Below are 22,181 nucleotides of genomic sequence, written 5' to 3'. Positions count from 1 at the left end.
TCAGGCGGCCGACGGTGCGGCCAGGCCCGGCGCCAGGCGTGCGCGCACGCCCAGCACCAGGGCCGCAGCCAGCAGCGTGGTGCCGGCCAGCAGGTACAGGCCGGCCGCCGGGGAGTGGAAGAAGCCCTCGGCCCAGTTCTTGACGATGGGGGCGATGAAGCCGCCCACGGCGCCGAGGGAGTTGATGAAGGCGATGCCGCCAGCGGCCGCAGCGCCGGCCAGCGTGTTGGCGGGAAAGGTCCAGAACACGGGCTGCACGGCGATGAAGCCGGCCGCCGCCAGGCACAGCGCGGCCACACCCAGCAGGGGGCTGGAGAAACTCACCGATGCAGCCATGCCCACGGCAGCCATCACCAGCGTCAGGCTGGCGATGCCGCGCGGCTGGCCTGTTCGCTCGGCATGGCCGGGAATCCACCAGGCGGCCAGCAGCGCGCACAGCCAGGGAATGGCCGAGACCACGCCCACCAGCAGGCCCACCTTGGTGCCCAGCAGGCCCGCCACCTGGCTGGGCAGGTAGAACACCACGCCATAGACGCTGGCCTGGATCAGCAGGTAGATCAGCGCCAGGTAGAGCACGCGCGGCTGGCACAGCGCGGCCAGCAGGCTGTGGCCGTGGCCGCCCTTGGCGCGCTCTTCGCTGTCGAGGATGTCCTGCAGCAGCGCCTTGTCCTCTCGGCTGAGCCAGGTGGCGTCGGCGGGGCGGTTGTCCAGGTGGAAATACGCCCAGATGCCCACGGCCACCGCCATCAGCCCCTCCACCGCGAACAGCCACTGCCAGCCGTGCCAGCCGCCCATGCCGTCCAGCTCCAGCAGCAGGCCCGACAGCGGGCTGCCGAAGATGAAGGCCAGCGGCGCGCCGAAGTAGAAAAAGCCCATGGCCTGCGCGCGGTGCGCTGCCGGGAACCAGTAGGTCAGGTACAGGATGACGCCGGGGAAGAACCCGGCCTCGGCCACGCCCAGCAAAAAGCGCAGCACGTAGAACGTGGTCTGGTCGTGGGCGAACATCATGGCCGCCGACACCAAGCCCCAGGTGACCATGATCCGGCACATCCACATGCGGGCGCCCACGCGGTGCATGATCAGGTTGCTGGGCACTTCCAGCAGCGCATAGCCCGCGAAGAACACGCCCGCGCCAAAGGCGAAGGCCGCATCGCTGATGCCGGTATCGGCCTGGAAGGCCACCTTGGCAAAGCCCACGTTGGCCCGGTCCAGGAAGGCCATGATGTACATGAGCAGAAGAAAGGGCAGCAGGCGCCAGGAGATCCTGGCGAGCAGGGGAGCGGGGAGTTTTTTCATGACTTTCCTTGCAGGCAATGAGAGGCCGTCACGCCCGGTCGTCCGGAGCGCTGAAGGCGTGCTTTGTGAAGGTGCGAGCGCGGCCGCGGCGTTGGTGCCGGCCGCGTCAGCGCGTCATGAAACACGCGATGGGCTGTGCATGTCTTGTCTCCTGGATTGGGTCTGTTTTTTCTTGTCGCAGGGCCAATGTACGGCGCATGATCGATGCTCAACAAATCGAATTTCGGTCACATCCGATACCTTACGCTTATGCCTGCGAACACGCCCGAATCCGCCCCGCCCGTGCTGCACCGCAGCCTGCTCAACCGCCTGCGCTACAAGCACCTGCACATGCTGGTGGCGCTGGGATCGAGCCTGAACCTGCACCGCGCATCGCTGAGCCTGGCCATGTCCCAGCCTGCGGCCACGCGCATGCTGCGCGAGATTGAGGACATGTTCGGCTGCCAGCTCTTCGAGCGCCTGCCGCGCGGCATGCGGCCCACGGCGCTGGGCGCGCAGCTGGTGCGGTTTGCCGAGGCTTCGCTCAACAGCCTGGACCGCTGCGCCGAAGACCTGGCCGCGCGCCGCCAGGGCGGCTACGGCTACCTGTCCATCGGCACCATCATGGGCGCCGCACCCGACCTGGTGATGACGGCCGTGGCCCGCATGAAGGCGCAAAGCCCGCAGCTGCGGTTGCGCATCATGGGCGACACCAGCGACCAGATCCTTCGCCTGCTGGACCAGCGGCGCATCGACATGGCCATTGCGCGGCGCAGCCCTGCGGCCCACAGCAGCAGCTACAGCTTCGAGGAACTGGGCAACGAGCGGCTGCTGGTCGTCGTGCGCAGCGGCCATCCGCTGACACGCCGGCGCAAGCTGGGCTGGCAAGAGCTTGTCGGCGACTGGCCCTGGATACTGCAGCCGGCCACCAGCCCCGCGCGCATCGCGCTCGACCAGTTGCTGCAGCGCCTGGAACTGCCCGTGCCGGCCGACATCATCGAATGCAGCTCGGTGTACTCCATGCAGCAGCTGGTGCAGCTGACCGACGCCGTGATGCTGCTGTCCGAATCCGCGCTCAAGGACTATCTGCGCATGGGCCTGGTCAGGGCGCTGCCGGTCTGCATCGACGTGCCCATGGCGCCCTTCGGCATCCTCACCCGCACCGACGACGCGCCCACGCAGGAGCAGCAGCGCTTCATCGCGCTGCTGCGCGCGCAGGCCCGGGGGCTGGCTCAGGCGGGTTGAGCCAGCACCTGCCCCATCGCGGCCTGGAACCTCGGATCGAGCATGGCGCTGACGTTGCACCGCGACCAGCGCGAGACAGCCGAGGGATCGACATGGAAGACACGGCCCGGCGCCATGCTGAGCTTGCGCGGCACCAGTTGCTCGGCCAGGCGCAGCGAGTCCTGCACACCGGGGAAGGCCACCCACAGGTACAGGCTTTGCGGGCTGCGCGCAAAGACTTCGCAGCCGTGGGCATCCAGCCAGCCCAGCGCCTGGGCCGTGGCCTGGCCCAGCTTGTGGCGCAGGCGCACCAGGTGGCGCTCGTAGTGGCCTTCGCGCAGCATCACGTCCACCATGCGCTCGCAGTACTCGGAGCCGCTGACGTGGATCAGCGCCTTGAGGTCGGCCAGGTCGCTGGCCAGCGCATCGTTGCAGGCGATGAAGCCCACGCGCAGCGCGGCCGAGAAGGACTTGGAGAAGCTGCCGATGTAGATGGTGCGCTCCAGCTGGTCCAGCGTGGACAGGCGCACGGCCGAGGTGGGCTTGAAGTCGGCCAGCGGGTCGTCCTCGACGATGAGCAGGTTGTGGCGCTCGGCCAGCTGCAGCACCTTGTAGGCCTTGGCGGCTGAGATGTCCGAGCCCGTGGGGTTGTGGGCCAGCGACTGCGTGAAGAACAGGCGCGGCCGGTGCTGGGCCAGCAGTGATTCGAGCGCGGCCACGTCGGGCCCGTCGGCCAGGCGCGGCACGCCGACCACATGGGCGCCGGCCAGCCTGAGCTTGCCGAACAGCGGGTAGTAGCCGGGCTCGTCCACGAGCACGGTGGCCCCCGGCGGCACGAAGTAGCGGATGACCAGGTCCATGGCCTCGTTGGCGCCGTGGGTCAGCACCAGCTGGCCCGGCGTGGCCTGCAGGCCGAAGTCACCCAGCTTGCGCACCAGGCTGTCGCGCAGCGGCGCATAGCCATAGCGGCTGCCGTAGCGGAACAGCGATCCCAGCCCCGTGCGCACCACCTTCTGGTGGTAGCGGTCCAGCCGCATGTCGGCCAGCCATTCCACGGGCGGAAAGCCGTCGCCCACGCCCACGCAGTCGGGCTGGGTCTTGAGCTGCTCGCGCATCAGCCAGACGATGTCCATGGCCCGACCCAGCTGGCCCGCGTCCTCATCGGTGCGCTGGGCACCGCGCCCCGTGCCCAGCACGTAAAAGCCCGAGCCCCGGCGCGGCTCCACGATGCCGCGCGAGACCAGCAGGTCGAAGGCCGAGACCACGGTGTTCTTGGCATAGCGGTGCAGCTGCGCCAGCTCGCGCAGCGAGGGCAGCTTGTCGCCAGGGCGGTACACGCCGTCGGCGATCTGCTGGCCGATCAGGTCGGCCAGCTTTTCGGCAATGGGGGCCGAGCGCCCTTTGGTGTCTGCCATGCGCCCTCCGTTCATGTTGCAGTGCGATGGTACTGTTCCCCGAAACTGTACCTTTTGAAAGCGGTACAGTTTTCCTACAGTCCGGCGACCAGAGTTTTGATTCGAGGAGATATCTTCCATGGTTGCCGATTCGCGCCTGCCCAATTTCCGTGCCCTCACACCGGCCCAGCGCCGGGATTTCCTGGCCGATGCCTGCGGCCTGTCCGATGCCGAGCGCGCCCTGCTCGCCGCCCCCGGCGCCCTGCCCCTGGCGCTGGCCGACGGCATGATCGAGAACGTGTTCGGCAGCTTCGAGCTGCCGCTGGGCGTGGCCGGCAACTTCCGCGTCAACGGCCGGGACGTGCTGGTGCCCATGGCGGTGGAGGAGCCCTCGGTGGTGGCCGCCGCCTCGTACATGGCCAAGCTGGCGCGCGAGGACGGGGGCTTTCAGACCTCGAGCACGTTGCCGCTGATGCGCGCCCAGGTCCAGGTGCTGGGCGTGACCGATCCGCACGGCGCACGCCTGGCCGTGCTGCAGGCGCGTGCGCAGATCATCGAGCGCGCCAACAGCCGCGACAAGGTGCTGATCGGCCTGGGCGGCGGCTGCAAGGACATCGAGGTCCACGTCTTCCCCGACACGCCGCGCGGCCCCATGCTGGTGGTCCACCTGATCGTGGACGTGCGCGACGCCATGGGCGCCAACACCGTCAACACCATGGCCGAATCGGTGGCGCCCCTGGTCGAGCAGATCACGGGCGGCAGCGTGCGGCTGCGCATCCTGTCCAACCTGGCCGACCTGCGGCTGGCCCGCGCCCGCGTGCGGCTCACGCCGCAGACCCTGGCCACGCAGGAGCGCAGCGGCGAGGAGATCATCGAAGGCGTGCTGGACGCCTATACCTTCGCGGCCATCGACCCCTACCGCGCGGCCACGCACAACAAGGGAATCATGAACGGCATCGACCCCGTCATCGTCGCCACGGGCAACGACTGGCGCGCGGTCGAGGCCGGCGCCCACGCTTACGCCAGCCGCAGCGGCAGCTACACCTCGCTGACGCGCTGGGAAAAGGATGCCGGCGGCGCACTGGTCGGCAGCATCGAGCTGCCCATGCCGGTCGGCCTGGTCGGCGGCGCCACCAAGACCCATCCGCTGGCACGCCTGGCGCTGAAGATCATGGACCTGCAGTCCGCCCAGCAGCTGGGCGAGATCGCCGCCGCCGTCGGCCTGGCGCAGAACCTGGGCGCCCTGCGCGCCCTGGCCACCGAAGGCATTCAGCGCGGCCACATGGCCCTGCATGCCCGCAACATCGCCCTGGTGGCCGGCGCCACGGGCGACGAGGTCGATGCCGTGGCGCGCCAGCTGGCCGCCGAGCACGACGTGCGCACCGACCGCGCACTGGAAGTGCTGGCCGCGCTGCGCGCCAGGGCCTGACCAGCGCGCGGCCACACAAACAAAAACCCAAGGAGACACACATGACAAGCAAGGATCCCGCCGACTGGCGGCTGGCCGAGGTCTGGGGCGACACCGTGGACCTGCGCCACCTGGCCTGGGCCATTGCCATCGGCACCGGCATCAGCGTGCTGGGCTTCTACCTGGCCAGCCGCTGGCTGGCCACGGTGGTCGAGTCGCGCCAGCTGGCCCATGCCTACGCCATGCTTGCGGGCCTGGCCGGCTGCGTGATCGCCGGCGTGATCTGCGCACGCGCCTTTCCGCCCAAGCGGGAAGTGACCGAGCTGGACACCTCGAACGACCCCGAATGGCGCCGCGAAGTGCTGGAGGAGCTGGCGCGTCAGCCCGGAGGCCTGGGCACGGTGCAGGACCTGCCGCCCGCCGTGGTGCAGGAGCTCAAGGAGCTCAAGCTCTACGAGCTGTTCGCCGACAAAGCCGGGAGGGCATGAGATGGAAACCCTGCTGACCAATGACATCGCCGTCGCGGCGGCGATGGGACTGATAGGCGCCGTGGTGTTCGCCGCCATCGGCCTGGTCTCCGGCACGGACGAGACCACCACGCTGGCCCCGCTCACCCTGCTGGTGGTGCTGCTGGGCGTGCCGCCCGCCGGCGTGTTCACCTTCTTCCTGGCCGGCGCCGTGGCCAAGCACATGACGCATGCCGTGCCCACGGCGCTGCTGGGCATTCCCGGCGACACGCTGGCCACGCCGCTGCTGCAGGACGCCAACATGCTGCGCAAGCTGGGCGTGCCCCATATCGCGCTGCGCAAGATGGTCTCGGGCGGCATCGTCGCGGCCTTTGTCGCCGTGCCGCTGGCCGTGCTGTTCGCCGTGATGCTGGCGCCCTTCGGCAGCATGATCACCAAGACGGCGCCCTGGATCTTCCTGGCCGCCGCCCTCCTCATCGCCTACTTCTCGGCGGGGCGCTGGGCCTCGGTCATGCTGCTGATTCCGTTCGTGGTCGTCATCATTGCGCTGCAAAGCCTCACCGCCAAATACGAGGTCAAGCTCAGCATCAGCTACTTCCTGGGCATTGCCATCGGGCCGCTGATCGCCGACCTGTTCACCGTGATCTCGCCGGCCGGCCGCCAGCGCATGCTGCGCGACAAGGTGCGCCAGTTCAACCTGGCGCCCGACGTGAAGGGCTGGTCGGGCTACTTCCCCAACCCGCTCAAGGTGCTGGACCGCGTGCAGACGCGCTGGACCCTGGCCACGGCCACCATCTCCAGCGCCACCTTCGTCTTCAGCCCCGTGGCCATGACCGTGGTGCTGGGCGAGCTGGTGGGCTCGCGCATCAAGCATGCCTATCACCGCCTGACCACGGTGCTGAGCGCGCGCAACGGCGTGACCGAGGCCACCTACATCGCCGAGGCGCTGATCCCGCTGATCGCCTTCGGCCTGCCGCTGAGCCCCGTGGCCGCCGGCCCCGCCGCGCCGCTGTTCAACGCGCCGCCGCGCTTCACCGTCGATGCCGCCACGGGCCAGGTGAACAACCTGCACAACCTGCTCAGCCACTGGGAGTTCCTGGGCTACGGCATGCTGGCCGTGCTGCTGGCGGCCCTCGTGTCCTACCCCTTCGCCATGAACTTCGCGCGCAGCGCGGCGCTGTTCGTCTCGCGCCGGGTCAGCCACGAGGCCATCATCGCCACCTTCGTGGGCCTGATCATCGTCATCAGCGTCTGGGAAGGCCAGTTGCTGGGCCTGCTCGTGATCCTGACCATGGGCCTGCTCGGCGGCCTGCTGTCGCGCGGCTTCGGCTTCAACACCGGCGTGCAGTTCATGGGCTACTACACGGCCGTGCTGAGCGTGCCGGCGCTGGTGAAGCTGTTCTGATTTTTGCGCCGCAAGGGTCAGAACATTCTGAGATTTGGGGGCAGCGCCGCACCCGCCGCCCACAAGGCCCAAGGCCGTTGCCATACTGGGTCACCGAGGCCGCCGCACCGCAGGCGGCCTCTTCCTTTGTGTGGCTTTGTGTCTGTCGTTTCTGCGAGGTGCCCATGGGTCTGGCCCTGGTTCAAAGTCGTGCGCTGCTGGGGCTGGCCGCCCCGCGTGTCACCGTGGAAGTGCATCTGGCCAACGGCCTGCCGTCGTTCACGCTGGTGGGTCTGGCCGATGTCGAGGTCAAGGAAGCGCGTGAACGCGTGCGCTCGGCGCTGCTGAACTCGGGGCTGGAGTTCCCGAGCAACAAACGCATCATCGTCAACCTGGCGCCCGCCGACCTGCCCAAGGATTCGGGGCGCTTCGACCTGCCGATTGCGCTGGGCATTCTCGCGGCCAGCGGGCAGATCAATGGCGATGCACTGGCCGAGTATGAATTCGCGGGCGAGCTGTCGCTGTCGGGCGCTCTGCGGCCCGTGCGCGGCGCGCTGGCCACGGCCCTGGCCCTGCACCGCCAGCAGGACGGCGCCCGCCTGGTTCTGCCGCCGGGCAGCGCGCAGGAGGCGGCCTTCGTGCCATCGGCCCAGGTGTTCTGCGCGCACCACCTGCTGGACGTGGTGCGCCGCTTCATCACACGCTCGGCCAATGCCCTGGTGCAGATGGAACAGGACACGGACGGTGCCTGCTGCAGCGACGAAAGCGAGGACACCGGCGAGACCGGCGAGACCGACGAAACCGACGCCTTGCCGGCAGCAGGCGACACCCAGACATGCCACGGCCCGGGCTGGCATGCGGTGCAGCCTCAGCCCGCTGCCCCAGTGCGCAGCAGCCTGGACCTGGCCGAGGTGCGTGGCCAGGCACAGGCGCGGCGCGCGCTGGAAATTGCGGCGGCCGGAGGCCACGGCCTGCTGCTGGTGGGGCCGCCGGGTTCGGGCAAATCCATGCTGGCCCAGCGCTTTGCCGACCTGCTGCCGCCCATGAGCGATGACGAGGCGCTGGAGGCCGCCGCCATCGCCAGCCTGGCCGGCCGCTTCACGCCGGAGCGCTGGCGCCAGCGTCCCACGGCCAGCCCGCATCACACGGCCAGTGCCGTGGCCCTGGTCGGAGGAGGCTCGCCACCGCGCCCCGGCGAGATTTCGCAGTCCCACCACGGCGTGCTCTTCCTCGATGAATTTCCCGAGTTCGCACGCAGCGCGCTGGAGGCGCTGCGCGAGCCGCTGGAGACCGGCCAGATCACCATCGCCAGAGCCGCCCAGCGCTGCGAATTCCCCGCGCGCTTTCAGCTGGTCGCGGCCATGAATCCCTGCCCCTGCGGCCATTGGGGGTCGACGGTGCAGCGCTGCCGCTGCACGCCCGACAAGGTGGCGCGCTACCAGGCGCGCATCAGCGGCCCGCTGCTGGATCGCATCGACCTGCATGTGGAAGTCGGCGCCCTGCCCCCGCAGGAGCTGCTGGCCGCGCGCTCTGGCGAGGCCAGCGACACCGTGCGCGAGCGCGTGGTCCAGGCCCGCGCGCTGGCCCTGCAGCGCCAGGGTAGCGCCAACCACCAGCTCCAGGGCCAGGCCCTGGACGATCACCTGGGCCTGTCGCCCGAGGCCCTGACCTTCGCCCACAAGGCCGCCGCACGCCTGGGCTGGTCGGCCCGCAGCACCCACCGCGCGCTCAAGGTGGCGCGCACCATTGCCGACCTGGCCGGCAGCGCGGCAGTGGAGACGGGGCATGTGGCCGAGGCCATGCAGTACCGGAGGGTGTTGCGGTTGCCTTCATGAGGATCTGCATTGAACGCGGTTGCCTGGTTGTCGGACTTATTTCTGATATTCCGAAATTTCCTCCTGAATGAAACGAAGTACTCCTGAATTTCGGAATATTGGAAATTATTTTGAAAATTCCCGAAGAAATCCTAGAATTTCGGAATATCAGAAATAAGGCCAATCCATCCATGCCGTCTTCCACGCCCATGAACGACCCGCAGCAGGATCGCCCGCAGCCCGGGGCCGTGGTCATCGCTGACCTGTCCGGGCTCGGCGCTCAGATCCGCGCCATGCGCAAGGCCCAGCAACTGCGCATCGATGACACGGCAGCCCTGTGCGGCGTGTCGCTGGATCTGCTCTCCCGTCTGGAGAACGGCAAGGGCGGCGTGGGCTCCGACAAGCTGCTGGCCGTACTCGACGGGCTGGGCCTGGCCATGGTCATCGCGCCCAAGCAGGACGCCCTGATGGCACGACTTCCACGGGCCTGAAGCGCACATGGGCACGTCGCCGTCGCTTTCGCTTTCGCTGTGGAACGATGTCGGCACGCACGTGGCCGATGTGACCCACGACCCGCACAACGATCTTTGGGGACTGCGGTATGCGCCTGCATGGCTGGAGCAGGAACGGCCTTTCTACTTGGCGCCCTGCCTGCCGCTGGCCGCTCCCGAAGGGGGCTACGACTCGCGCTCCATCCGGCGTTTCATCGAGAACCTGCTGCCCGAAGGCGCGGCGCTGGATGTAGTGGCCAGAAGTCAGGGCATAGGCAAGGGCAACATCTTCGGTCTGATACGCGCCCTCGGCGCCGAGACCACCGGGGCCTTCCGGTTTCAGGCCGACGGCAGCAAGCCCGATCCTCAGGCCGCCAATGCCGCTCGCCCCATATCGACAGCCGAACTCGCCCAACGCATTGCAGACCGAGAGACACGCCCTTTCATCGAGTGGGATGGCAAAGTGCGCATGTCGGTGGCTGGCTACCAGGACAAGCTGCCCGTGCACGTGGAAGGCGAGAGCGTGCAGGAAGGCACCATCTTCCTTCCCGACAACGTTCCGTCCACCCACATCCTCAAACCCCAGCCGCGCGACAGCGCGGTGCCGCACATGGTGGTGAACGAGCATTTCTGCATGCGCCTGGCAGCGGCCATGCGCTTGCCTGCAGCCGAGGTGCAGATGCTGCACGTGCCACAGCCGGTGCTGGCAGTCAGGCGCTTTGACCGCGTGCGGCAGGCGCCACAAAGGCGGGTCCTGCGCACCCACATCATCGATGCATGCCAAGCGGGCGATCTTCCCGTCAGCTACAAGTACGAGCACCACATCGGCAGCGTGGGCGATGCCCGGCTATACCGCGACGGCATGAGCTTTCCCCGGCTGTTCGGTCTACTGGAGCACTCGGTGGCGAAGGCTGCGGACAAGCTGGCAATGATCCGATGGGCGCTGTTCCAGATACTGATCGGCAATGGCGACGCACATGGCAAGAACTTCTCCTTCCACGTGCTGCCGCAGGGCCTGGCGACCGCACCCTGGTACGACCTCGTCAGCGTGGCCCAGTATCCCGATGTGTCCCAGGAACTGGCCATGGCCTTCGGCGACTGCTTTGCGCTGGAGGAACTCACACCGTTCGAGTTTGCGCATTTCGCGCACCTGTGTGCGATAGACCGCAGGCTGCTCGCACGTGAAGCCCAGCGCATGGCCAAGGCAGCCCCTGGTGCGGCGGCCAAGGTTCTGCGCGAATCGCCTTACACGCCAGAAGAACACGCCTTCGCCCAGCGCATCGCCGCCTATGCGACCACCCAGGCCCAAAGACTGGTGGACATCGCCCAGAAGGCAGCAGCCTTGCCTTCCGACCTGTTCTGAGCCTCAGGCAGACGCCGCCGGGACTTCCTCCAGGCCAAGGGCTGCCTCGCCCTGCACACCCTCGATCCCCAACACCTCCACGCACGCATGCAGCGCAGGCGACCAGCCCTGGCGCGCGGGCACGACGAACCAGGTTTCCACGCGGGCGACTTCCTGGGCGAGTGCGCCGGGCAGGGCCGTGATGTGCACGCCGAAGCGGTGCTGCTGGGCCTGGACCACGCTGCGCGGCAGCAGGCCGTAGCCCATGCCGGCGGCCACGCAGCCGAGGATGGCGTCCAGCGATCCCATTTCCATGATGCGTGCGGCCACGCCGCGCGCGGCCAGCAGCAGTTCGATGCGCTGGCGGTAGCTGCAGCCCTGGCGGAAGGCCAGGAAGGGCACGGCGCTGAGCTGGGCCGCATCGGGAAAGCGCGGCAGCGCGAAGGCGGTGACCAGGACCAGTTCTTCCTCGAAGACGCGCCACCCCTGCAGGCGGGACTGGGGCGGCATGCCCGAGACGAAGGCGCAGTCCAGCCGCCCGGCAAGCAGATCGGCCAGCAGCTCGGCCGTGGTGGCCGTGCGCAGCTCCAGGTCCAGGCCGGGCTGGGCCTGGTGCAGGCGCGCCAGCAGCGGCGGCAGGCGCAGCGCGGCCGTGGTTTCCATGGAGCCTATGCGCAGCGCGCCGGCGGCCCGGGCTCTGCCCTGCAGCAGCGCCAGCGCCTCGTCATGGTCGGCCAGCATGCGCCGCGCGTATTGCTCCAGCAAGCGGCCGGCAGGCGTGGCGTGCACGGGTGCGCTGCGCTCCAGCAACTGCACGCCGGCCTCGTCCTCGAGCTTTTTCACATGGGCCGTCACGTTGGACTGCACGGTGTGCAGTTGCTGGGCGGCGGCGCCGAAGCTGCCGCTGTCGCAGACAGCCAGGAACATGCGCAGGGACTTCAGTTGCATCGCGGCTCCAGTGACATCCATCTTCAATCGAGATCGACGCCATCATTTTGAATCATTGGACATGATGGGCGGCAGCGCCTAATGTATGCCCATCCTCCCCGCATGGCGCCCACTCCCGTGATCCAACGCAACGAAACTTCCCTGCTGCTGACCGGCTTCATGGCCACGCTCAGCGGCGTCGGCCTGGCGCGCTTTGCCTACACGGCGCTGATGCCGCAGATGGTGCATGCCGGCTGGTTCAGCGGCGAGCAGGTGGCTTACCTGGGTGCGGCCAACCTGCTGGGCTATCTGATCGGGGCGCTGGCCGCCGCGCCGCTGGCCGAACGCCTGGGCGCGCTGCGCGTGCTGCTGTGGTGCTGGGTGGCCCTGGCGCTGAGCTTTGCGGCCTGCGCCTGGCCTCTGCCCATGCCCTGGTTCTTTGCCTGGCGCTGCATCTCGGGCATTGGCGGCGCCATCCTGATGGTGCTGGGCCCCTCCGTGGCCCTGGCGGCCACGCCCCTGCAGCGGCGTGCGGCCCTGGGGCCGCTGATGTTCTGCGGCATAGGTGCCGGCGCCCTGCTGTCGGCCACGCTGATACCGCTGCTGGCGCGCCAGAGCCTGGGCGCCGTCTGGTGGGCGCTGGCGGCGGTCTGCGCCTGGGCCGGCTGGCTGGGCTGGCGCCATGTGCGGCGGCTGCCGGTGCCAGCTCCCATCGCCATCACGCCCCATGTCCGGCCCGTGCCCGCCGCACCCCTGTGGACGCTGCCCGTGGTGCTGGTGATGCTGGCCTATATGACGGACGCCTTCGGCTTTGTGCCGCACACGGTGTTCTGGGTGGACTACCTGGCGCGCGAGCTGCAGTTGGGCGATGCCTACGCCTCCACGCAGTGGGCCGTGTTCGGCCTGGGCGCCATTGCCGGGCCGCTGGTGGCCTCGCTGTGCGCCACGCGCTTTGGCTGGTGGGGCACGACCACGGGCGCCTATGCGGTCAAGACCCTGGCCATTGCCATGCCGCTGTTCTGGGTGGGATTTGCGGGGCATGCGACCTCGTCCTTTCTGGTGGGCGCCTTGTCCCCGGGCATGGCGGCCATCACCTCGGGCTACCTGATGCAGCTGATCGGCCCCGTGCAGCACAAGCGCATGTGGGGCTATGCCACGGCGGCCTTTGCGCTGATGCAGGCCGTGTCGGGGTATTTCATGGCCTGGAGCTATGCGGGCCTGGGCTCGTACCAGCGCCTGTTCGTCATCGGCAGCGTGTCGCTGCTGCTGGGCACGCTCATGATCGCCGCCAGCCGCGCCAGCGCGCGCCGGCAGGCTGCCGCATGAGTGCGCGGATTCGAGACAGGAAACAAGGAGTCGTATGAGCACCGCAAAGACCGCGTGGATGGCCCGACTGGGCATGCGCCATCCCATCATCCAGGCCCCCATGGCCGGCACGTCCACGCCCGCGCTGGCGGCTGCCGTCACCGAGGCCGGCGGCCTGGGCTCGCTGGGCATTGGCGCCAGCGGCACGGAGCAGGCGCGCCAGCAGATCGTGCAGACGCGCGCGCTGACATCGGGCGCCTTCAACGTCAACCTGTTCTGCCACCGGCCGGCCCAGGCCGATGCGCAGCGCGAGGCCGCCTGGCTGGCCCATCTGGCGCCCGAGTTCGCGCGCTTTGGCGCCAAGCCGCCGGCCGGCCTGAACGAGATCTACGCCACCGCCGTCGGCAACGCGGCGCTGCAGGCCATGCTGCTGCAGGAGCGGCCTGCCGTGGTGAGCTTTCATTTCGGGCTGCCTGAGCAGGGCTTCATCGATGCGCTGCGCGCGGCCGGCGTCGTGACCCTGGCCAGCGCCACGTCGCTGGACGAGGCGCGCCAGGTGGAGCAGGCCGGTGTCGATGCCATCGTGGCCCAGGGCGTGGAGGCCGGGGGGCACCGCGGCACGTTCGATCCCGCGCAGGACCGCATGATGGGCACCTTCGCCCTGGTGCGCGTGCTGGCGCGCAACACGACCCTGCCCGTAATCGCGGCCGGCGGCATCATGGATGGCGAAGGCATTGCGGCCGCGCTGGGCCTGGGCGCCTGTGCGGCGCAGCTGGGCACGGCCTTCATCCTCTGCCCTGAATCGTCCGCCAGCCCGGCCTACCGTGCCGAGCTGCGCAGCGAACGCGCCCACCACACAGGCATCACCGCCGCCATCTCGGGCCGGCCGGCGCGCGGCATGGTCAACCGGCTGCATGCGCTGGGCGCCAGCCATGGCCAGCCCCTGCCCGACTACCCGCGCGTCTACGACGCGGGCAAGGCGCTGCACCAGGCGGCCTCGGGCCAGGGCAGCTCCGACTACGCAGCCCACTGGGCCGGCCAGGGTGCGCCGCTGGCGCGCGAGATGCCGGCCGCCGCGCTGGTGCAGACGCTGGCCGTCGAGCTGGCGAGCGCTCAGGCAGGCCGCTAGAGCGTGTTATCCACTAAAGTGCCGCCAGCCCCTGCTCCAGATCGGCGATGAGGTCGCGCGGCGACTCCAGGCCGATGTGCAGGCGCACCACGGGCCCGCGCGCACTCCAGTCGGTGACGCTGCGCGCCTGCACCATGTGCGCGGCCGTCGCCAGGCTTTCGTAGCCGCCCCAGGAGGCGCCGATGCCGAAGAGCCGCAGGCCGTCGATGAAGCGGTCCACGGCGGCCTCGGCGGTGCCGGGCTGCAGCTCCAGCGACACCAGGCCGTTCGTGCCCTGGCAGTCGCGCAGCCACAGCGCATGGCCGGGATGCGTGGGCAGCGCGGGACAGAACACGGTGGCCACGGCCGGGTGCTGCTGCAGCCAGTGCGCCACCTCCAGCGCATGCGCCTCGTGCATGTGCAGCCGTGCGGCCAGCGAGCGCATGCCGCGCAGCACCAGCCAGGCATCGTCGGGGCTGACCGCCATGCCGAAGGCATCGCAGCGCGCGGCCAGCGGCTCCCAGGCGGCCTCGGTGGTGGCCACGGTGCCCATCATCACGTCGGAGTGGCCCGACAGGTACTTGGTGGCTGCCATCACCGAGACATCGGCCCCCAGCGCCAGCGGCCGGTACTGGCAGCCCGACCCCCAGGTGTTGTCGGCCACGACCAGGGCGCCGCGCGCATGGGCCATGGCGGCCAGCGCGGGCAGGTCGCACATCTCGTAGACCAGCGATCCCGGGCATTCGGCATAGACCATGCGCGTGTTGGGGCGCATGCGCGCCTGGGCGTCGCTGCCATCGGCCGCGAAGAAGTCGTACTCGATGCCGTAGGGCCGCAGCCATTGCCCAGCCAGGTGGCGCACAGGCTGGTAGGCGCTGTCGGTCAGCAGCACATGATCGCCGGGGCGCAGGTAGCTGAGCAGGGCCATGCCGATGGCCGCCAGGCCGGTGGGCAGCAGCCGCGTGCGGTGGGCGCCTTCCAGCTCGCTGACGGCGTCTTCCAGCGCAAAGCCGGTGGGCGTGCCGCGCGCGCCGTAGCTGAAGATGCGCTCGCCGGCGCGGCGCTCGCGCATCTCGCGCTGCTGTGCCGTGCTCTCGAACAGCACGGTGCTGGCCCGCACCAGGGGCGGGTTGACGGCCGTGCCGCCCGCATAGGCCGGGCGCTTGCCCGCATGCAGCAGCCGGGTCTGCAGGTCCAGCGCGGGGGCGCCAGGGGCGGATGCGCCAGGCACGGGGGCGTGTTCGGCAGCCATCAGTCGATCTTCGCGCCCGAGAGCTTGACCACGCGCGACCAGCGCTCCATGTCCTGGCGCAGCTGGGCGGCAAAGGCCTCGGGCGTATTGGCCACGACTTCGCTGCCGCCATCGACGACGAGCTTGGTCACTTCCGGCAGTTGCAGGGTGCGCACGATGGCGTCGTGCAAGAAGGCAACGCGCTCGGGCGGCGTGCCGGCGGGAGCGAAGAAGCCGTACCAGTCCTCGAAGCGCGCATTGCGCAGGCCCAGTTCCTCCAGCGTGGGCACCTTGCCGAACACGCCGATGCGGCGCGGGCTGGTGACGGCCAGCGCGCGCACCTGGCCCGCCTGGATCATGCCGGCCACGGACGAGGTGGAGGTGATCAGCACATCGACCTGCTGGCCCAGCAGATCGTTGATGGCCGGCCCCGCGCCCTTGTAGGGCACATGGGTCATGGGCACGCCGTTTTCCTTGGACAGCACCACGCCCACCAGGTGCGACAGCGTGCCGTTGCCGGGCGTGGCATAGGTGACGCGGCCCGGCTCGCCCTTGCTGCGCGCCACCAGGTCGGCAAAGCTCTTGAGGGGCGAGGCCGAGGCGACCACGATGGCCAGCGGCGCCGCGTTGATCTGCGTGATGGGCACGAAGTTCTTGAGCGGATCGAAGCCCGGCGCGCTGTAGAGCGCGGGGTTCACCGCCATCAGCGAGACCTGGCCCGTGAGCACGGTGTAGCCATCGGGCTTGGCCTCGGCCACGGCCTTGGCGCCGATGTTGCCGCCTGCGCCGCCCCGGTTTTCCACCACGGAGGGCTGGCCCGTGGCCTCGGTCAGGCGCGTGGTGACCCAGCGCGTGCTGGCGTCGTTGCCGCCGCCCGGCGGGAAGGGCGAGATGAAGCGGATCGGCTGGGCCGGATAGCCGTTGCGCGCAGCCAGCGGCTCGGCCGTGGCCTGCGAGAGCATGGCCAGGGCCGCGAGGCCGGCGGCCAGCATCCTGGCCAGGTTGAGGGTTGCGAACATGTCTTGTCTCCTGTCGTTATGTGGTCTTGGGCTGTTCGGATGCTCTTTGCGTGGATCAGGACATTGCCGGCTCCGGCAGGCGGAAGGCGGCCAGTTCCTGGGCATCGAGCTGCGGCACCAGGCCCGTCTCCCAGGCCAGGTAGCGGCGTGCCGCTTCCTTGTTGCCGTCGTGGCGGTCGTGCACGAAGAACAGGTAGTCGATGCATTCGGCGTCGGTGGGGCTGTCGGGCGTGGCCTCGACGGGCAGGCCGGCCTGCTGCCATGCGGCCAGGCCGCCTTCCAGCAGCAGCGGCGCGGCGCCCTGCAGTTCCAGTGCGGCCCATTGCGCCATGCCGGGCTCGTCGGCCACCAGCACGATCTGGCGCGTCTCGCCGGCCAGATCGCTGGCAAGGCACGGGCGGATGGACCAGCGGGCCCCGGCGATGTGGCCTGCGCGGTACTTCATGCCCGCGCGCAGATCGACCACGGCCACCTCGCCCTGGTGCATGCGCTCGTGCAGGGCCTGCGCCGTGATGCCTGCCAGTGCGGGGACCTGGGGCGGCTGGGCCGGTGCCAGGTCCAGGCCGCTTTGCAGGCCGCCCCGCAGCACGCAGGCGTCATGGCCGAGCTGGCGCAGCCAGCTGGCCACCACGGGGGCGCGCACGCCATCGCTGTCGAACAGCACCAGGCGCGCACCGCGCACGCCCACGTACTGGTCGCCGGCCTGCATGAGCTGGCCGCCGGGCGTGTGCTGGGCGCCGGGCAGCGAACCGGCCTTGAATTCCTCGGGCGTGCGCACATCGCACAGGAACAGCGTGCGCGCAGCATCCTGGCTCCAGGCGCGCACGATGTCGGCATCGACCTCGGGCACGTCGAAGCGTTCGGCCAGGGCACGGGCCTGTGTTTGCAGCGCGCTGCTGGCCGAGTCGTCGCCATAGCGGTGCGTGCCGCCGTGCTCCAGCGGCAGGTCGGCCAGGTACCAGCCCTGGGTGCCGTTCTCCAGCGCGTAGACGGGGTTGGGAATGCCCAGGTTGATCAAGGTCTGCGCGCCGATGATGGAGCGCGTGCGGCCCGCGCAATTGACCACGATGGGCGTTGCCGCATCGGGCACCAGGCGGCTCACGCGCAGCGCCAGCTCGCCATTGGGGCAGCAGATGGCGCCGGGGATGTTCATCTTGTGGAACTCGGAGACGGGCCGGCCGTCCAGCACCACCAGGGGCAGGCCCGCCGCCTGGCGCGCCGCCAGCTGCTGTGCCGTGATGCGCGGCGTGCCATAGGCGTGCTCGGCCAGTTCGCCAAAGGTCTTGGAGGGCAGGTTCACGCCGGCGAACAGCGTGTAGCCCGCAGCGCTCCAGGCCTTGGCACCGCCTTCGAGCACGGCGACCTGGGTATAGCCCAGTGCTTCGAGGCGGCGCGCGGCGCGCTCGGCCACGCCCGCGCTGGCATCGCCCTCGCCACCGTCGTAGGTGACGACGCGCACCTGCCGGCGCGGCACCAGGCGGGGCACATCCAGCTCCAGCCGGCTGTAGGGCAGGGGCGTGGCGTAGAACAGGTGCGACTCGCCGTACTGGCCGTGCTCGCGCACGTCGAGCAGCGCGATCTCCTGGCCGTCGTGCAGCCAGGATTTGAGTGTGTGGGCGTCAATGGATGCGGTCATTGCATGCGGTCCGGGAAAAAGATCGGCAAGGAATTTCGGGCAAAGCCCTGCCACGCGCGCCCCGTGGGGCGCGCTGCGGCATGGACAGGGAAATGGCAGGAAGCGGGAGGTAGCGGCCGGGAGGCCGGGGCTCAGCGGCGCGTCTGCACGCCGATGGCCATGGTCTGGCAGGTACCGGTGGCCAGGTCGTAGCTGGTGCGCTCGTTGAGCGTCTCCAGCGCGCGGCCGTACATGTGCAGGTGGCGAATGACCTGCTCGCCCTGGATCTCCACGGAGTGGATGTCCTCGGGCATGAGGGCGATGCCCTGGCCTGGTGCGACCACCACAAGCTCCGTCTCGCGCAGCGTGCCCTTGCCGGGGACGGAGCCGTCGTCGGTGCGCTCGTAGACGCGGTTGTGCTCCGTGCCTTCCACGGCGGCAATGCAGGCCCAGGTCGTGTGGTTGTGCGGCACGATGCGCTTGCCCGGGCGCATGACGTTGAGGTACAGCGCATAGCTCTGGTCGGCGTCCTCGGCGATCAGGTAGCGCGCCTGGTGCTCTCCCTCTTCGGGCGCAGCGTAGTCGGTCTGTTGCCAGAAATCGCGGCGCGCGGCCAGGCCCAGCAGTTGCTGGAGCACGGCGTCCAGGCTGGCACGCGTGGCCGCGTCCTCGCCAATGGCCTGCTTCATGCTGTCGATGGCTGCTGTCACGGCGGCGCTGCGCTGTTCGGTGATGGTGTTGGTGATGGTGTTCAAAAGGGGCTCCTTGTCGTCGTTGAAGTCCACTTTAGTGAGGCGCCCGGCCCGCAACAATCCACGCATGCCCAATAAATACTTCAATAAAATTGAAGTATGGAGACGCTTGACCTCGACCTGCTGCGCACCCTGGCCGCCATTGCCAGCCACGACAGCTTTGCCGCCGCCGCCGTGCAGATGGGGCGCACGCAATCGGCCATCACCCAGCAGATGCAGCGGCTGGAGGAGAAGATCGGCCACGCGCTGTTCGAAAAGCAGGGCCGGCAAAAACGCCTCACCGATCATGGCCAGCGCCTGCTGGGCTATGCGCGCCACATGCTGGCCATCCACGACGAGGCGCTGCGCAACCTGCAGCTCCGCCAGGTGCAGGGCCTGGTGCGCATTGGCGCACCCCACGACGCGGCCGACAACATGCTGCCGCCCGTGCTGCAGGAGATTGCGCTGAACTTTCCGGGCATGCAGATCGACATCCATGTGGGGCGCAGCCCGTTCCTGATGGAGTCGCTCAAGCAGGGCGAGCTGGACCTGGCCATCTCCAACCGGGAAGATGAAGGCTTCGAGGGCTTTGCCCTGCGCTCCACACCCACGGTGTGGCTGTGCGGTGCGGGCTATGCCCATGACCCGGGCAAGCCCGTGCCCCTGGTCATGGCCGACGGGCCCAGCATCTTCCGGCGCCTGGGCTGCGATGCGCTGGATGCGGCCGGCATTGCCTGGACGCCGCGCCACACCTGCACCAGCCTGGTCGGCATACGCGCGGCGCTGCGCGCCGGCCTGGGCGTGACGGCGCGCGGCGTGGAGCAGCTCGACCCGGGCCTGCGCGTGCTGGGCGCGGGCGACGGCATGCCCCCGCTGCCGGACCTGGTCTACCGCCTGTACATCCGCAGCCATGTGATCAGCCCCGTGACACGCCAGATCTTCGAGAACCTGCAGGCCCGCATGCGGCAGCCGGCGGGCTAAGCGCCGGGGCGCTTGGCGCGCAGCAGCGCTGGATGTGGCGGCGCACTTGACTGCACCGCTTGTAATGGGACTTATTCTCAAATAACATCCGCGCCACCGCCGCCCCCTCCGGCCGGCGTTTTTCGAGCCTTTCCAGGCCCCGTGCCATGCCATCTCCCACTCTTGCCCGCACCCATGACTGGTTCCGTGACTACGGGCCGCTGATCTCCCGCATCCTCGCCGCGCTGTTTGGCGGCTACGCCGTGGCGGCGCTGGCCAGCGTGGCCGTGCTGGCCCTGCCCGCAGACCGCACGCAGGCGGCGATCTCGGGCACCTTGCTGAGCTTTGCCGTCTATGCGGGCGCGGTGATCTGGGTGTTTGCCGTGCGCAGCGCCCGGCGCGCCTGGGCCGGCCTGCTGGTCACCGCCCTGGCGCTGGCGCCTGCCGCGTGGTGGACCTGGGGCAAGGGGCTGGGCGCATGAGCACGAACACCAAGGACACCACGAACACGGCCGGCAAGCCCGCCAAGCCCGGGAAAGCTGCCAAGGCGCCCGGCATCCGCCAGACCATGTCCGACCTGCACACCTGGGTCGGCCTGCTGCTGGGCTGGTTCCTCTACGCCATGTTCCTCACGGGCACGGTGAGCTATTTCAGGAATGAGATCACGCAGTGGATGCAGCCCGAGCAGCCGCACCAGAGCCAGGCGAGCGAGCCCGCGCTGGTGGCCCAGCGGATCGGCGACGCCATGGCGCATGTGGCGCCGCAAAGCCCGCAATGGCTGATCAACCTGCCCGATGCGCGCAGCACGGTGGCCACGGTGTTCTGGAGCCCGCCGCAGACCGAAAAGGGCGCTAGGCGCCGCTTCGAGAACGGCCGCTTCGACCCGGCCACCGGCACGCGCCTCGAAGGCCCGGTGCGCGAGACGCGCGGCGGCGAGTTCTTCTACCGCTTCCACTTCCAGTTCCACTACATGCCCGTGCTCTGGGGCCGCTATCTGGCGGGCTGTGCGCCATGTTCATGCTGGTGGCCATCGTCAGCGGGGTGATCACGCACAAGAAGATCTTTGCCGACTTCTTCACCTTCCGCTGGGGCAAGGGGCAGCGCTCCTGGCTGGACGCGCACAACGCGCTGTCCGTTCTGGGCCTGCCCTTTCACCTGATGATCACGTACACCGGGCTGGTGACCCTGGCCCTGATGTACATGCCCTGGGCCAATCTGGCCACGACCATGACGCCCGAGCAGCGCGTGGTGGCCGGCCAGCAGCTCAGTGCCTTTGTTCCCGCAGGCAAGCCCTCGGGCCAGGCCGCGCCCCTGGCACCGCTGGCCGACATGGTCCGCCAGGCCGAGCAGCGCTGGGGCGCGGGCCAGGTGGAGCGCCTGAACGTCAACCTGCCCGGCGATGCCAATGCGCGCGTGACCGCCATCCGCGGCGAGAACGGCCGCGTCTCCATCAGCCCGCAGTTCATGATGTTCGACGGCGTCAGCGGCCAGCTGCTGCAGGCACAGGACAGCGTGGGCGCCGCCGCCGAGACGCGCGGCGTGCTCTATGCGCTGCACATGGGCCGCTTCGGCGACCTGCCCACACGCTGGCTGTACTTCATCGTCAGCCTTGCGGGCACGGCCATGGTGGGAACGGGACTGGTGCTGTGGAACGTGAAGCGGCGCAGCAAGCTGCCCGACCCGGAAAGGCCGCATTTCGGCTTCCGGCTCGTGGAACGGCTGAACATCGCCACCATCGCCGGCCTGTCCATCGGCATGGCCGGCATGCTCTGGGCCAATCGCCTGCTGCCGGTGGAGATGGCGCAGCGCGCCGAGTGGGAGGTGCACGCCATGTTCATCGCCTGGGGCGCCACCCTGTTCTGGGCGATGGGCCGGCCCGCCAAGCGGGCCTGGATCGAGTTGCTGTGGGCCGGCGCCGCCGCCCTGGCCCTGCTGCCCGTGGTCAACGCGCTGACCACGGATCGCGGCCTCTTGGCCAGCCTGCGCGCGGGCGACTGGGTGTTCGCCGGCATGGACCTCATGCTGCTGGCCCTGGCCGCACTGCATGCCCATCTGGCCCTGCGCACCCAGCGCCACCAGCCCAAGGCCAAACCGGTGCGCGCCGCCCGGCCCGCGCCTAAGGCAGCCGCCACTGCAGCAGCCGCCACGGCTGTGGCCGCCACGGCAGCGGCCGCCGCAGCGGAGACCAGCGCATGAGCATGGCCCATCTGTTCTGTCAGCTGCTGGCCCTGGGCGCCTTCGCCTGCCTGGCCCTGGCCCTGGCCATGGACCGCCACCAGAGCGACCTGTTCGGCAAGGAACTGCCATCTGCCCACACACGGCGCCTGCGCGCGGCCGGCTGGGTGCTGCTGGCGCTGTCGCTATGGGCGGCGCTGCAGGTGGAGCCCTGGTCGCTTGGGCTGGTGGCCTGGTTCGGTCACATCGCCGCAGCAGCCGCCATCGTGCTGCTGTCCATGGTGGCGCGCGAGCGCCTGCGCTGACGGCCC

19 protein-coding genes and 1 pseudogene are annotated in these 22,181 nt (G+C 69.4%); 13 read left to right on the top strand and 7 right to left on the bottom strand.

What is annotated here, in order from left to right; all coding sequences use genetic code 11:
- Nucleotides 1-1,296 (bottom strand): MFS transporter, encoded by a 1,296-nt coding sequence (locus KDK82_RS25195; RefSeq protein ID WP_088166559.1) that lies wholly within the window; start codon nt 1,294-1,296, stop codon nt 1-3.
- Between the two features lie 204 nt (nt 1,297-1,500).
- Here KDK82_RS25195 and KDK82_RS25190 point away from each other — a divergent pair, with 204 nt between their 5' ends.
- Nucleotides 1,501-2,520 carry a LysR family transcriptional regulator gene (locus KDK82_RS25190; protein ID WP_088166558.1) on the top strand — a complete coding sequence of 340 codons (1,020 nt, stop codon included), beginning with the start codon at nt 1,501-1,503 and terminating at the stop codon, nt 2,518-2,520.
- On the opposite strand, the gene KDK82_RS25185 is transcribed toward KDK82_RS25190, so the two are convergent.
- The gene (locus KDK82_RS25185; RefSeq protein ID WP_088166557.1) at nt 2,508-3,914 is read right to left on the bottom strand and encodes a PLP-dependent aminotransferase family protein; all 1,407 of its coding nucleotides are present in this window, start codon (nt 3,912-3,914) and stop codon (nt 2,508-2,510) included. The two genes, KDK82_RS25190 and KDK82_RS25185, sit on opposite strands and share 13 nt — an antisense overlap.
- A gap of 118 nt (nt 3,915-4,032) precedes the next feature.
- Here KDK82_RS25185 and KDK82_RS25180 point away from each other — a divergent pair, with 118 nt between their 5' ends.
- From KDK82_RS25180 to KDK82_RS25155, 6 genes are all read left to right on the top strand, one after another.
- Nucleotides 4,033-5,322: a hydroxymethylglutaryl-CoA reductase, degradative gene (locus KDK82_RS25180; protein ID WP_016448615.1), complete on the top strand. Its 1,290-nt coding sequence runs from the start codon at nt 4,033-4,035 to the stop codon at nt 5,320-5,322.
- A gap of 41 nt (nt 5,323-5,363) precedes the next feature.
- Nucleotides 5,364-5,789 carry a hypothetical protein gene (locus KDK82_RS25175; RefSeq protein WP_016448616.1) on the top strand — a complete coding sequence of 142 codons (426 nt, stop codon included), beginning with the start codon at nt 5,364-5,366 and terminating at the stop codon, nt 5,787-5,789.
- 1 nt (nt 5,790) lies between these two features.
- The gene (locus KDK82_RS25170; RefSeq protein WP_013800161.1) at nt 5,791-7,173 is read left to right on the top strand and encodes a tripartite tricarboxylate transporter permease; all 1,383 of its coding nucleotides are present in this window, start codon (nt 5,791-5,793) and stop codon (nt 7,171-7,173) included.
- A 164-nt stretch (nt 7,174-7,337) separates the two neighbouring features.
- Nucleotides 7,338-8,987: a YifB family Mg chelatase-like AAA ATPase gene (locus tag KDK82_RS25165; protein WP_088166556.1), complete on the top strand. Its 1,650-nt coding sequence runs from the start codon at nt 7,338-7,340 to the stop codon at nt 8,985-8,987.
- A gap of 170 nt (nt 8,988-9,157) precedes the next feature.
- Nucleotides 9,158-9,457, top strand: coding sequence for a helix-turn-helix domain-containing protein (locus tag KDK82_RS25160; RefSeq protein WP_088166555.1), 300 nt, complete (start codon nt 9,158-9,160; stop codon nt 9,455-9,457).
- A gap of 7 nt (nt 9,458-9,464) precedes the next feature.
- Nucleotides 9,465-10,820, top strand: a complete 1,356-nt coding sequence (locus tag KDK82_RS25155; RefSeq protein ID WP_088166554.1) for a HipA domain-containing protein — start codon at nt 9,465-9,467, stop codon at nt 10,818-10,820.
- Nucleotides 10,821-10,823: 3 nt separating this feature from the next.
- Here the strand turns inward: KDK82_RS25155 and KDK82_RS25150 are convergent, their stop codons facing one another.
- Nucleotides 10,824-11,747 carry a LysR family transcriptional regulator gene (locus tag KDK82_RS25150; RefSeq protein ID WP_088166553.1) on the bottom strand — a complete coding sequence of 308 codons (924 nt, stop codon included), beginning with the start codon at nt 11,745-11,747 and terminating at the stop codon, nt 10,824-10,826.
- A gap of 102 nt (nt 11,748-11,849) precedes the next feature.
- Here KDK82_RS25150 and KDK82_RS25145 point away from each other — a divergent pair, with 102 nt between their 5' ends.
- Together KDK82_RS25145 and KDK82_RS25140 are read left to right on the top strand one after the other, a co-directional pair.
- Entirely contained in the window at nt 11,850-13,052 is a 1,203-nt protein-coding gene (locus KDK82_RS25145; protein ID WP_088166696.1) for a YbfB/YjiJ family MFS transporter, read from the top strand.
- 34 nt (nt 13,053-13,086) lie between these two features.
- Nucleotides 13,087-14,160, top strand: coding sequence for a nitronate monooxygenase family protein (locus tag KDK82_RS25140; RefSeq protein WP_088166552.1), 1,074 nt, complete (start codon nt 13,087-13,089; stop codon nt 14,158-14,160).
- 13 nt (nt 14,161-14,173) lie between these two features.
- Here KDK82_RS25140 and metC read toward each other — a convergent pair whose 3' ends face one another.
- From metC to KDK82_RS25120, 4 genes are all read right to left on the bottom strand, one after another.
- Nucleotides 14,174-15,391, bottom strand: coding sequence for a cystathionine beta-lyase (gene metC, locus KDK82_RS25135; RefSeq protein ID WP_088166551.1), 1,218 nt, complete (start codon nt 15,389-15,391; stop codon nt 14,174-14,176).
- Complete coding sequence (locus tag KDK82_RS25130; RefSeq protein WP_088166550.1) at nt 15,391-16,389, bottom strand: tripartite tricarboxylate transporter substrate binding protein; 999 nt, start codon at nt 16,387-16,389, stop codon at nt 15,391-15,393. Before KDK82_RS25130 ends, metC begins: the two co-directional genes overlap by 1 nt.
- Nucleotides 16,390-16,444: 55 nt before the next feature.
- Nucleotides 16,445-18,025 (bottom strand): rhodanese-like domain-containing protein, encoded by a 1,581-nt coding sequence (locus KDK82_RS25125; RefSeq protein WP_088166549.1) that lies wholly within the window; start codon nt 18,023-18,025, stop codon nt 16,445-16,447.
- Between the two features lie 131 nt (nt 18,026-18,156).
- Nucleotides 18,157-18,693: a cysteine dioxygenase family protein gene (locus KDK82_RS25120; RefSeq protein ID WP_049801474.1), complete on the bottom strand. Its 537-nt coding sequence runs from the start codon at nt 18,691-18,693 to the stop codon at nt 18,157-18,159.
- Between the two features lie 162 nt (nt 18,694-18,855).
- On the opposite strand from KDK82_RS25120, the gene KDK82_RS25115 reads away from it, so the two are divergent.
- From KDK82_RS25115 to KDK82_RS25100, 4 genes and pseudogenes are all read left to right on the top strand, one after another.
- On the top strand, nt 18,856-19,716 hold the full coding sequence (locus KDK82_RS25115) for a LysR substrate-binding domain-containing protein (protein ID WP_088166548.1): 861 nt from the start codon (nt 18,856-18,858) through the stop codon (nt 19,714-19,716).
- A gap of 146 nt (nt 19,717-19,862) precedes the next feature.
- Nucleotides 19,863-20,177: a DUF3649 domain-containing protein gene (locus KDK82_RS25110; RefSeq protein ID WP_088166547.1), complete on the top strand. Its 315-nt coding sequence runs from the start codon at nt 19,863-19,865 to the stop codon at nt 20,175-20,177.
- Nucleotides 20,174-21,891: pseudogene (locus tag KDK82_RS25105) on the top strand (PepSY-associated TM helix domain-containing protein). The gene KDK82_RS25110 and the pseudogene KDK82_RS25105 overlap by 4 nt, the downstream one beginning before the upstream one ends.
- Nucleotides 21,888-22,175 (top strand): DUF3325 domain-containing protein, encoded by a 288-nt coding sequence (locus KDK82_RS25100; protein WP_088166546.1) that lies wholly within the window; start codon nt 21,888-21,890, stop codon nt 22,173-22,175. Before KDK82_RS25105 ends, KDK82_RS25100 begins: the two are co-directional and overlap by 4 nt.
- Nucleotides 22,176-22,181 lie beyond the last annotated feature (6 nt).

The sequence above is a fragment of the Delftia sp. K82 genome, assembly GCF_002193035.1.
GTDB lineage: Bacteria > Pseudomonadota > Gammaproteobacteria > Burkholderiales > Burkholderiaceae_C > Comamonas > Comamonas acidovorans.
This window is presented reverse-complemented; position numbering and strand designations above follow the sequence as displayed.